At 46.4% G+C, this 12,724-nt stretch carries 10 protein-coding genes; all 10 read left to right on the plus strand.

Features of this window, described 5'->3' with window-relative positions; genetic code table 11:
* Positions 1-264: 264 nt before the first annotated feature.
* The 10 genes from CS562_RS14790 to CS562_RS14830 all read left to right on the plus strand — a co-directional run bounded on the left by CS562_RS14790 (position 265) and on the right by CS562_RS14830 (position 12,663).
* Positions 265-2,448 (plus strand): RelA/SpoT family protein, encoded by a 2,184-nt coding sequence (locus tag CS562_RS14790; protein ID WP_063567711.1) that lies wholly within the window; start codon positions 265-267, stop codon positions 2,446-2,448.
* A 12-nt stretch (positions 2,449-2,460) separates the two neighbouring features.
* Complete coding sequence (gene dtd, locus CS562_RS14795; protein ID WP_076287751.1) at positions 2,461-2,922, plus strand: D-aminoacyl-tRNA deacylase; 462 nt, start codon at positions 2,461-2,463, stop codon at positions 2,920-2,922.
* A 77-nt stretch (positions 2,923-2,999) separates the two neighbouring features.
* Positions 3,000-3,167 (plus strand): hypothetical protein, encoded by a 168-nt coding sequence (locus CS562_RS32960; protein WP_160319650.1) that lies wholly within the window; start codon positions 3,000-3,002, stop codon positions 3,165-3,167.
* A gap of 285 nt (positions 3,168-3,452) precedes the next feature.
* Entirely contained in the window at positions 3,453-3,959 is a 507-nt protein-coding gene (locus tag CS562_RS14800; protein WP_099856772.1) for a type 1 glutamine amidotransferase domain-containing protein, read from the plus strand.
* 113 nt (positions 3,960-4,072) lie between these two features.
* Positions 4,073-4,519 (plus strand): hypothetical protein, encoded by a 447-nt coding sequence (locus CS562_RS14805; protein WP_099856774.1) that lies wholly within the window; start codon positions 4,073-4,075, stop codon positions 4,517-4,519.
* A gap of 615 nt (positions 4,520-5,134) precedes the next feature.
* On the plus strand, positions 5,135-6,403 hold the full coding sequence (locus CS562_RS14810) for an SEC-C metal-binding domain-containing protein (protein WP_099856775.1): 1,269 nt from the start codon (positions 5,135-5,137) through the stop codon (positions 6,401-6,403).
* A gap of 606 nt (positions 6,404-7,009) precedes the next feature.
* Positions 7,010-8,263 carry a histidine--tRNA ligase gene (gene hisS / locus CS562_RS14815; protein WP_076287754.1) on the plus strand — a complete coding sequence of 418 codons (1,254 nt, stop codon included), beginning with the start codon at positions 7,010-7,012 and terminating at the stop codon, positions 8,261-8,263.
* Positions 8,264-8,464: 201 nt separating this feature from the next.
* Positions 8,465-10,243, plus strand: a complete 1,779-nt coding sequence (aspS, locus tag CS562_RS14820; RefSeq protein ID WP_063567716.1) for an aspartate--tRNA ligase — start codon at positions 8,465-8,467, stop codon at positions 10,241-10,243.
* 18 nt (positions 10,244-10,261) lie between these two features.
* Positions 10,262-11,020 carry a tRNA threonylcarbamoyladenosine dehydratase gene (locus CS562_RS14825; protein ID WP_076287755.1) on the plus strand — a complete coding sequence of 253 codons (759 nt, stop codon included), beginning with the start codon at positions 10,262-10,264 and terminating at the stop codon, positions 11,018-11,020.
* 344 nt (positions 11,021-11,364) lie between these two features.
* Positions 11,365-12,663: an NCS2 family permease gene (locus CS562_RS14830; RefSeq protein WP_099856777.1), complete on the plus strand. Its 1,299-nt coding sequence runs from the start codon at positions 11,365-11,367 to the stop codon at positions 12,661-12,663.
* The last annotated feature ends 61 nt before the right edge of the window (positions 12,664-12,724 follow it).

Genomic DNA, 12,724 nt, shown 5'->3' on the forward strand with positions numbered 1-12,724 from the left:
CGAATGGATCCTTCTATTTCGGCAAATAACGGTAATAATATATAATAAATGAGGAGGATTTCCGACCTCTGTTGAATAACGGGCAACATCTTTCGGGAATGGCACATAACGTATAAAAAAATTGGATATGTGCTCTTATTCGTCAGTAGTTGACGGGAAACGGGCGAAGCGTCATAATTATAGGAAATTACTTTTACGGGGAACCTGTGTTGATATTATGTCACGGGTTCCATTTTGTATAGAAAGGACACGGAACAGATCAGAATGGGCATAGAGCAATTACTCGAGAAGGCCGGGGCATATATCAAAGAACCCGATCTGGTGCGCATACGAGAAGCTTACGAATTTGCTGATCAGGCCCACCATGGACAGACGCGAAAATCGGGAGAACCGTATATTCTGCATCCGCTTGCGGTTGCCGATATTGTTGTAAACATGCAGATGGACACCATCTCCATAATTGCAGCGCTTCTTCATGATGTAGTAGAAGATACTACGGTTTCACTTGAAGAAATCCGCAATCATTTCGGCAATACGTGTGCCATGCTTGTTGACGGCTTGACGAAGCTGGAACGTATTCAGTTCCGCTCCAAGGAAGAACAGCAGAACGAGAACTACCGCAAAATGTTCATCGCCATGGCGCAGGACATCCGTGTCATCGTGATCAAATTGGCTGACCGTCTGCATAATATGCGGACACTCAAGTTTCAGTCGGAAGAAAGCCAGCGCCGTATTTCATATGAAACGTTGGAGATTTTCTGTCCGATTGCGAACCGTCTGGGTATCTCTGCGATCAAATGGGAAATGGAGGACATCGCCCTCCGTTATTTGAATCCGCAGCAATATTACCGGATTGCAAACCTGATGCACAAGAAGCGTGCGGAACGTGAGCAATATATTGATACGGTTATGGACGGTATTACAAGCAAGCTGGATGAGATGGGAATTCAGGCAGATCTGTCGGGACGTCCTAAGCACATCTACAGCGTGTTCAAAAAAATGACAACGAAAAACAAACAGTTTAACGAGATTTATGATCTGCTTGCGATTCGTATTATTGTGGATAACATCAAGGATTGTTATGCTACCCTCGGCATTATACACACGTTATGGAAACCAATGCCTGGACGTTTCAAGGACTATATCGCGATGCCGAAGGCGAACATGTATCAATCGCTGCATACCACAGTCGTAGGTCCGAATGGGGAACCGACTGAAGTCCAAATCCGGACATGGGATATGCACCGCACCGCTGAATTCGGTATTGCTGCTCACTGGGCCTACAAGGAAGGCGCTGCGAACGGAAACGGAAATAATTTTGAAGATAAAATTACGTTCTTCCGCGAGATTCTTGAACTTCAAAATGAAGCGCAGGATGCGTCTGAATTTGTAGAATCGCTTAAAATGGATTTCTTCTCGGATCTGGTCTTTGTATTCACACCAAAAGGTGAAGTTATCGAATTGCCTACTGGATCTGTTCCATTGGATTTTGCATATAGAATCCATACAGAGGTGGGTAATCGGACGATTGGTGCCAAAGTAAATGGTCGTATCGTTCCACTCGATTATCATCTCAAAACGGGTGATATCATTGAAATTTTGACGTCCAAACATTCTTACGGACCGAGTCAGGACTGGCTTAAAATTGCAAAATCCTCTCACGCACGAGCGAAGATCAAGCAATGGTTCAAGAAGGAACGGCGGGAAGAAAACGTTGAAAAAGGACGCGACAGTTGTGAACGTGAACTCAAGCGCATGGGACTTGATCCATCTGCTTGGATGACCGACGATAAGTTGCAGGAAGCAGCCAAAAAGTATGCCTTCAATGATATTGAAGATATGCTCGCAGCTGTTGGATTCGGTGGCATTACGGCTGCACAGATCGTGACCAAAGCAACGGAGAAACTTCGCAAGGAGCAGGAAGAATCCAGCTTGCTTGAGCTGAACTCCGAGATGCGTGAGCTGAAGCCTGCACCTGAACGCAAAAACCGTCCGACGAATGGCATTCGTGTCAAAGGTATAGACAATTTGCTTGTTCGTTTTGCGCGCTGCTGTAACCCTGTACCAGGGGATGCTATTATCGGGTATGTTACACGTGGACGTGGGGTTTCGGTGCATCGAACGGACTGTCCAAATATTCCTTCCAGTACGGATGGGGAAGAAGCAGCTCGCGTCATTGAAGTCGAGTGGGAAGAGAATATTGAAGCCAACTACAGTGTGGATATTGAGATTACGGGTCATGATCGCAACGGCTTGCTCAATGAAGTGCTTCAGGCTGTTTCCGAAAGTAAAACCAATATTTCTGCCGTCACCGGACGTACAGATAAAAATAAATTAGCATTGGTGCACGTTACAATTCTGATTCGTAATACGGAGCATCTGCATTCGGTTGTGGAACGGATCAAACGGGTGAAAGATGTCTATTCTGTGCATCGGATTATGCAGTAAGGAGCCTGTAAGATGAGGGTGCTTGTACAACGCTGTAAAGAGGCTCAGGTGACCGTTGGAGACGAGCTGACGGGGAGAATAGAATCCGGGTTGATGTTGCTTGTGGGAATTACACATGAGGACACGGAGAAGGATGCTATATATTTGGCAGACAAAATCGCTGGACTTCGAATCTTTGAGGATGAGCAGGAAAAGATGAATCTTAGTCTGATCGATGTGGGCGGGGCTGTATTATCTGTCTCACAATTTACATTGTACGGAGATTGTCGTAAAGGAAAACGCCCAAGCTTTGCAGCTGCAGCCAGACCTGAAGCGGCAGAATTGTTGTATGAAACGTTTAATCAGCTGTTACGTGATAAAGGAATTCAGGTGGAAACCGGACGTTTCGGAGCGATGATGGATGTGACTTTCACGAATTGGGGACCCGTGACTTTAATGCTCGAAAGCCCTATTCGTCAAGAAACGCATGCATAATTGATTGGGGAACAGGCCATAATGAGGGATAATTCGGTTCATTAACATAAGATGATCAAAGGAGTATCCCAACCATTATGCGCCAATCCGTCAAGGAAACACGCTCCCGAATAGAACCTCTGCTTCTGCCTGGAAACCTGTATGAGTCCCTGAAACTTGCCCGCGCTGCTGCCGAGTGTGCAACAACGATCTGGGCCCTTCAGGATTCGGACAAAGGGGAACAGAGCCGTCTTCCGCGTGACTGAGTGCTGACCATTTGTAATGAATGAAAAGTCTTGATTCGATGATCGAATCAAGGCTTTTTTTGTTATGGAGCTTAACTGTTGATGAATCGGATGGTCTGATCATAGTCAAAATAATACAGGATCGTCATGTTATAAACGGCTCTGGTTAGGGTAATAACAGAACGAGGCACGATGGCGTGCCAGGTTCAGTATTTATTACGGGCAATGAACAAGAAATGTACACCAACAATTTCTGCGAATACCCGATTTCAAGAAATTTCGAACACGGAAAGGAGAACATACGTTATGAGTAAAGTTGCTTTTTTATTGGCGAATGATTTTGAAGATTCGGAAATGCAGGTTCCATATGATGAGGTGAAAAAAGCCGGACACGACGTGGAAATTATCGGCTTGAAAGCAGGAGAGACGCTGAAAGGTAAAGGTGGTAAAGCCTCCTATACTTCGGACAAAGCGATCGCTGAGGTTTCGGCTTCAGATTACGACGCAGTTGTCATTCCAGGTGGATCTTCTCCTGAAAATTTACGTACAGACGCACATATTCTGAAATTCGTAACGGAGATCAATAGTGCGAATAAACCAATCGCTGCGATCTGTCACGGCCCGCAAATTCTGGCAAGTGCGAATTTGTTGAAAGGCCGTACGATTACATCCTATCCACCGCTCAAGGATGATATGGTGAACGCAGGGGCAGAATTCAAGGATCATGAAGCTGTAGTAGATGGCAATTATATTACATCCCGTACGCCTGCTGATGAACCGGCATTTGTCCGCGAGTTGTTAAAAGTCATTTAATGACTTGGGACGGGCCGTACGTTAATGTGATTATTGATTAAATGTAGATTGAAGCTCAAAGCTTCTAGGTTTTAGTTTCACCAAGCATTTATTCCGATAAAGGAGGGTTTGACATGACAAAACATATTCAGGCGTATTTTCGGACCGAGGACGAGGCAGAGGGGGCAAGAACCTCACTTCAGACGTTCCGTACAGAGCATTTGGAAGTAGGGCAACTGGATAGCGCGGTTGGCAGAGACAAACGGATTATGGTACCTCTGGTGCCTTATAACACAGCGGGTGGCGTAGGAACCAATGGAGCCATGGGTGTGGGTGCAGCACCTGGGGTTCCCGCCAGCGAAAATGTAATCCCGGTCGTCAGCAATGTGGATCGTGATAACGAGCGAGGTACCCGAGATAATGTTAATGAGGAAGGCGATCTGTTGGATGCTGCGGATGTGTCCTCGGCTGACTATGACGATCTGCATTATGTTTTGTCTGCCAAAGTAAGGGATGAGGATTATGAGGAAATCATTCATAAACTTCGTTCCAACCAAGCTTATGTGGAAGAATTGAATTAATACGTAGTATGAAGCCCTTGCAGGGTCTGACTTCCATGTCAGGACACTCTGCAGGGGCTTTTATAATGGAAAAAACAACAAATTATAAAGCGCTATCATTTTTGTAATATTTCTGTAATATTAGTTACATAAGCCTTTAACATAGCCCGTTTATAATAACACACATGACCCCCTTTTTTTATATATCCTTTGAGCCTGCACACCGTGTGCAGGTTTTTTTTTTGAGATGAAAATTTATATGTTTTGGGCGAAGCTTACCCCTTATTTAAATTTTTGATAGAATAGAGAAATGGGTTTAAGTATTTTAAAGCGATTTGTTTTCATAGTTGGGCTACAATGGACGGTAAATCAAGCTTCCAACGATTGGGTTCAGGCGAATCCAATCCTATGATAAAGAGTGTGAGGAATTCATAGCCAGAGTGATCGTCATATTCCAGATGAACATATACTCGCTGAACGACCCCGCCCTTATATAAGAGCGGGGCAACCGTTTCTGCTTGATGCTGGAAATTGTAAATTATATAGAATGCCTTGTAGGAGAAATGACACCTATAGTGCTAAAGCAACAGTATTCTCATGCAAATGGCTAGTGACAGATTTAAGGGGGAATTAGTTTTGAGTAAGGTTGGAAGAAATGATTTATGCCCGTGCGGAAGCGGGAAAAAATATAAGAAATGCTGTCTGGGCAAGGAGCCTTCTGCGGTAGAATCCATACTGGGGCTGATATCAACGGAGCAACCGGTCCAGGAAGCCTCGATTCAGCCTGAGAGTAAACTGACCCTGACCAAGCTGAAAAAGATGGTGGCGAGCGAACTGAAATGGGAGCATCCGGCTCACGAACAGCTGGCCCTGGAGCTTATTGAGAACATGAGGAACCATTACGAGCGGGAGCTGATAATGGAAGCTCTGATGCTTTGGAATGGCTATTCCCGTCAGACCCGCCCTACTGTCAAGAAGACTGGCTCGTTCTGCGCCGCAATCGAGTATTTGCTGTCCGAGGAGTACGGCTTCAATGTTTCGAAGGCTGAGCTGTCAGGTAAATATGAGGTAACGACATCAACGATCTCCCGAAAGGTTAAGGAGATGTTCGAGTACATCGAAGAATACGGCATGGGTGGCGAAACGGACGAGCTGATGATTCTGAACAGCCCAGGCACATCGAAGGACAAAGCGCAGGCTCTGCTACATAAGGCGATGGAATCCAGTTCTTCCAAACGCAGAATACAGCTGGCGAAAACGGCCCTGGAGATGTATTCTGACAGCTCTGATGCATATCGTATTCTGGCTGAGGAATCGGACAATGAGTCTGATGCACGAGCTTACCTCAAGGCCGGAATCGCTGCTGGCGAACACGAACTGGGCGAACTGTTTTTTGAGAAGAATAAGGGTAACTTTTGGGCGCTTCATGAGACTCGTCCATATATCAGGATATGCAAAAGCTACGCCGAATCCTGCTGGTTTGGTGGAGATGCCAAAGAAGCGGCACAAATCCTGGAGCATATTTTGGAGCTTAATACGGAAGACAATACCGGAGCGCGTTACCTGCTCGCTGCTGTGTATTTGTACAGCAACCAATTGGAGCAGGCAGAGCAACTGATGGAGAAGTATGGGAAAGGTGACGCCACAGCCGCCTTTGCCTATGACAAGATCATTCTGGAGTATAAGAGGAGCGGAATCACCTCCCAGCTCAAAAGGCTGTACCGTGTGGCCCAGGGTGTGAACAAACATGTGCCTGATTATCTGCTGGGTTTGAAGCGGCTGCCGCATAACCTCCCTGATTTTGTCGGAATGGGCAATTCTGACGAAGCGATTGAATATGTCATTATACACTCCCGTCTATGGGCGAATGTGCCGGATTTGCTGAAGTGGATGCTGAAACAATAGAGATATAAGAAAACAATAGAAGTTGGAATTCATTTGATGAATCCAGCTTCTATTAGCTTTGATTTCTGTGGACTCCGCATCTCGTACGGCATGTGAGAATTTTTTTCTAATGCTATCTTTTTGTGTTAACCCTTGACTTTAGCACTGCGGTTCATTACAATCAGAAAATAAATTAACTTTAAACGTTATATAATAACATGTAATCATATAACTTGATGATTTGATGACGGGACCAAGTACTCCGTGCCCACATGAACAGAGAGGAATCCCTTGGCTGTAAGGATTCTCTTGATGAGCGGACGAATGACTTCCCCGAGAACAGACAGCGAACACATTGGATTTATATCTGATTGTCATTAGCTGGCCTGCGCAGGGCGTGCGTTATACGTAGAGCGGAATGATTTGTTTGATCGGATTGCCTGGAGCAATCTTAGATCATCACATGATCACCTGAACGGCGAAAGTGTCAGGGATTCCGGAATGTGGGTGGTACCACGGGTGAATGTGTAAACACAATCCCTCGTCCCTTTGTTTGCTGTGTATACAGCGACAGGGCGAGGGATTTTTTTGTTATACAGAGAAAAATAGATGCTGGAGGGATGAAAGATGGCTTTTCAAAAACCGACTGGAACGCAGGACTTGCTGCCTGGTGTTGTGGAAAAGTGGCAGTTCGTAGAGGAAAAAGCACGTGATCTGTGTCGCCGTTTTAATTACCGCGAGATCCGCACACCGATCTTCGAACAGACTTCTTTATTTGTACGAGGCGTTGGGGAAACAACCGATATTGTTGAAAAAGAAATGTACACCTTCAATGATAAAGGCGACCGCAGCATGACCCTTCGTCCGGAGGGTACAGCGGGTGTTGTCCGCGCTTATGTGGAAAATAAAATTTATGGCGAACCGGATGTGAGCAAGCTCTATTACATCGGTCCGATGTTCCGTTATGAACGTCCACAAGCAGGTCGCCAGCGTCAGTTCCACCAGTTCGGTGTAGAAGCTATCGGAGCCCTTGATCCAGCGATTGATGCTGAAGTCATTGCGCTTGGGTATCAACTGTGTGTAGAACTGGGATTGAAAGATGTCAAAGTCGAGATCAACTCGGTGGGTAACCCAACTAGCCGTGCAGAATATCGCGAAAAATTGCTTGGATTCCTCAGACCGATGAAGGACAGCCTGTGCAAGGACTGCCAATCCCGGATGGAACGTAATCCGCTGCGTGTGCTCGACTGCAAAGTTGATCAGGACAAATTCGTAGGGGCACCGTCCATACTGGATAGTCTGGATGAAGAATCATTGAACCACTTTGCCAAGCTGAAAGAGTATCTGGATGATTTTGGCGTAGATTACGCGGTGAACAATCGTCTGGTACGCGGATTGGATTACTACACATTGACTGCTTTTGAACTGAAAGCCCAAGGTATTGGGGCGATTGATACAGTCGGCGGTGGCGGCAGATACAATGGCCTCGTTGGAGATATCGGTGGACCGGATCAGCCTGGTATTGGTTTCGGTATCGGTCTGGAGCGTATTCAACTGATTCTGGAACACCAGAATATTGATGTTAGTTCCCTTGCTCCATTGGATGTGTATTTTGTTGCTCTTGGTGAAGCTGCCGATCGTGAAGTCAACCGTCAGCTGTTTAAGCTTCGTCAATCCGGTCTGTCCGGTGAACGCGACTATCTCGGTCGTAAGATGAAAGCTCAGATGAAATCTGCTGACCGATTCAAAGCCCGTTACACTGCCATTCTGGGTGATGATGAGCTGGAGCGCGGGGAAATTGCCCTGAAGTCCATGGATACAGGTGAACAACAAACCGTGAAGCTGGATGATCTGGTATCTGCTATACGCGAAAGTAAATAAGCACGAGTTTGAAACTGTAAAATAGCAACAATGGATCCGGTAAAATTACTGAGGTTCACCAATGTTTCCGATTAATCGGAAGTTGGCGAGTCGGAGGTAACATGCCTTTTCGAATAAAATCGTCTTCACGCAACCGCACTGTTGAAAAGCGGGCTCTGCCCGCCCATACAGAACGGAAATTCACATAAGAGGAGTTTGGTTATGAAAAGAAGTCATCATTGCGGCGCCTTAACACCCGCACACATCGGTGAGACCGTAACATTGAACGGCTGGGTACAGACCCGCCGTGACCTGGGGGGCGTACTGTTTATCGATCTGCGTGACCGCAGCGGAATTGTACAAGTTGTTTTCAACCCGGCTTACTCTGGCGAAGCATTGCAAATCGCTGACAGAGTGCGGAGCGAGTACGTTATCGCAGTAACTGGTAAAGTGGTTAAACGTGACGAAGAGACCGTAAACAAAAACTTGCCTACAGGCGAAATCGAAGTGCAAATTACCGAGATTGAAGTACTGAACGCGGCAAAAACTCCTCCATTCTTCATCGAAGATGGTGTGGAAGTCGACGAGTCCCTTCGTTTGAAATATCGTTACCTGGACTTGCGTCGTCCGGAAATGTTTGAAACATTGAAATTGCGTTCCAAAGCATCCAAAGTGTTCCGTGATTATCTGGATGGAGAAGAATTCGTTGAAGTAGAAACACCAATCCTGACCAAGAGCTCCCCGGAAGGTGCACGTGATTATCTCGTACCAAGCCGTGTGCATGAAGGTGAATTCTTCGCCCTGCCGCAATCACCGCAAATTTACAAACAATTGCTGATGGTCGGCGGACTTGAGCGTTACTATCAGATCGCTCGTTGTTTCCGTGATGAAGATTTGCGTGCGGACCGTCAACCGGAATTCACCCAAGTCGACATCGAGACTTCCTTCCTGCAACAGGATGACCTGCTGCCAATGATGGAAGAACTGATGGCCAAATTGCTGCGTGAAACGAAAGGTATTGAGCTGGAACTGCCTTTCCAACGGATTACGTATGCAGATGCTATGGGCAAATACGGTTCAGACAAACCGGATCTGCGCTTTGGTATGGAACTGGTTGAAATGAACGATATCGTAGCGAACAGTGGTGTGAAAGTATTTGCTTCTGTCATTGAAAAAGGTGGAGAAGTGAAAGTATTGAACGCCAAAGGCTGTGGTACATGGAGCCGTAAAGAAATCGATGATCTCGGACCATTCGCAGCGCGTTACGGTGCAAAAGGATTGGCATGGATTCAAGTAAAAGATGGCGAGTTCAAAGGACCAATCGTGAAGTTCTTTACGCCAGAAGAGATCGAAGCAGTCAAAGAACGTACTGGCGCTGAAGAAGGCGACTTGTTGCTCTTCTCTGCTGACACCAAAAAAGTGGTTGCAGATGTACTGGGCGCACTTCGTCTGAAAATCGGTCGTCAACTGGGCTTGATCGATGACAGCAAATTCAAATTTGCATGGGTTGTGGACTTCCCATTGCTCGGGTACGATGAAGATGCCAAACGTTATGTAGCAGAACACCATCCATTCACACGTCCTAAAGACGAAGATGTACATCTTTTTGATACAGATCCGGGTGCTATTCGCGCTCAAGCCTATGACCTCGTTCTGAATGGTTATGAAGTGGGCGGCGGTTCGATGCGTATCTACAAACGTGATGTTCAAGAAAAAATGTTCGCTGCTCTGGGACTTTCTCCGGAAGTAGCCAACGAGAAATTCGGATATCTGCTCGAAGCATTTGAATATGGAACGCCACCACACGGCGGAATCGCTTTTGGTCTCGACCGTCTGGTGATGCTGCTGGCAGGTCGCACGAATCTGCGTGAAACGATTGCCTTCCCGAAAACGGCAAGTGCAACGGATCTGCTCATGAATGCACCTTCTGAAGTGGATAACTCCCAATTGGAACAACTTCACATCCGCGTAGCCCGTAAACCGGTGGCGGAAAAGAAATAAAGGAGGCATCGATTCTCAATGCTCCATCAATTTTCAAGAACAGAACTGGCAATCGGACCTGAAGGTCTAAACGCTTTGAAAAATAGTACAGTAGCTGTGCTCGGCATCGGCGGCGTGGGCGGTATTGCAGTAGAAGCTCTTGCCCGTAGCGGTGTTGGACGTATCATTCTGATTGATAAAGACGTGGTGGACATCACCAACATCAATCGTCAGATTCATGCTTTGACCACGACCGTTGGGCAGAAAAAAGCAGATCTGATGGTAGAGCGGGTGAAGCTCATCAATCCAGAGTGCGATGCAATTGCGCTGAATATGTTTTACACGGAAGAAACGTATGAGGAATTGTTCAAGTATGAGCTGGATTATGTGTTGGATGCTTCGGACACGATCATTTACAAAATCCACCTCATCAAGGAATGCCTGAAACGGAAGATTCCGGTGATCTCCAGCATGGGTGCGGCAAACAAAATGGACCCGACGAAATTCCAGGTTGCGGATATTTCGAAAACGACCATGGACCCGATTGCCCGTGTTGTCCGCACAAAACTGCGGAAAGAAGGCATCAAAAAAGGTGTGAAAGTGGTCTTCTCCACCGAAGAACCATTGAAACCGCGTGCAGATGTAACGCAAAAAATCGTTCCTGAGAATGCGCCGGAGATTCGCAAGGCCAAACAGCCGCCAGCGAGTAACGCCTTTGTTCCTCCGGTAGCCGGACTGATCATGGTCAGTGTGGCCGTCAAGGAACTGATAGAAATTGCAGAGAATAAGCAGCAGTAATCTGTTGTGAATAAAAAGCGTAGGTGCCGACAAGGTACCTGCGCTTTTTTTTGCATGTGCAAACCTTAACAAATGTCAGGGTTACGTAATGTACTTCAATCCCAAAAGCGTGTATGATATGTGGTGCTGTGCGAAATGATGGTAGATACATAGAGAAATCGCAGCTATATAAGATGAATATAAGATTTACACAAGAACGAAGAGGACAGAAAAAAACTGGAGAAGCGAAGCGTGCGCCTAAAAGCTTTCTGAAAGAAAGCTGCATCGGAAGGTTGTTCTGTCCGTGTAGTGGTAGAGTGTAAATACTTTTGTTCGGCTTACATAGAGAGAGGGGAACGGAACGTATGAAACAAGGATGGATGACCAGACGTCTTGGCATGGAGCAGGGGGACCAGTGGAGAAAGGAAATTGTGGCGGGAGCCATTTCCTATTTTGCCGTGGTATATATCGTAATGGTCAATGCAACAATTCTGGCTGATGCTGGAATGCCACTACAGGCGGCTATGGTGGGTACTCTGCTGACGTCCATTGCAGGTTGTTTGCTGATGGCATTTGGCGGTAAGTCGCCGATTATCGTTGTACCTGGCATGGGCATCAATGCATTTTTCACTTATACACTTGTACATTCGATGAAATTGAGCTGGCAGGAAGCCTTGGCGGTTGTATCTGTCACAGGTGTGCTGTTTGCAGTCGTAGCTTTTACATCGTTATATAAAATGATTAGTGAGGCCATTCCGAAAAACCTGCAGCATGGCATTACGGTGGGGATTGGTTTGTTCCTGACGTTCATCGGTCTGCAAAAAAGCGGAATCGTCATCGCACACCAGACCACGTTTGTGGCGATCGGACATTTTAATGATCCGGGAGTTATCACTGCTTGTGTTACTCTTGTGATCGCCTTGATTTTATTTATACGCAATGTACAGGGCGGACTCCTGATCAGCATTCTTGCAGGGACAGGTCTTGCATATGTACTCGGTGCAGTAAATCCTGGTGAGCCGGTGTCAGCTTTAGAAGCATTACGTCAATATGGCGGCTTGTTTGGAGAGCTTTCTTTGGTGAAGCTGGCGGATTTGGCGTTCTGGATTGCAGTATTCCTGTTGCTGCTAATTGTTGTATTTGAAAATATTGGACTGATTACAGCTCAGACTCATCTTATTGGTCGTCCCCAGCGGTTCAAGGGGAGCTTACGTGCATTATCCATCAGTACCGTATTGGCAGGTGTATTCGGAAGTAGTCCTCCTGTAGCTGCGGCGGAGACAACTGCGGGCATAGCGGCGGGTGGTCGTACAGGTTTGACTCCACTGGTTACCGCAGTGTTGTTTGGTGCAACGTTCTTCTTTATTCCACTGTTGGGTTATATTCCGGACAGTGCTATTGCACCGATTTTGATCATTATTGGCGGCTTGATGGTACAAAGTGTGAAGGATATGGATTTCAGTGATTTCACGGAAGCTTTTCCGGCTTTTCTGATTATGGTCATGATTCCATTTACGTATAGCATCGTGGACGGTATGGCATTTGGATTCATTGCGTATCCGGTGGCGAAGCTCGCTGCGGGTCAGGGCAAACAGGTACCTAAAGTCATGTACGGCATTGCCATCCTGTTTTTGGCCAATTTTGTGCTGCATGGGATATTGTAAAAGACAGGAAACGTAATGTAAGTTCATACGTATGATCTCTGGTGAACAAGGGGAGAACGGG

The organism is Paenibacillus sp. LK1, assembly GCF_002750415.1.
Classification (GTDB): domain Bacteria; phylum Bacillota; class Bacilli; order Paenibacillales; family Paenibacillaceae; genus Paenibacillus; species Paenibacillus taichungensis.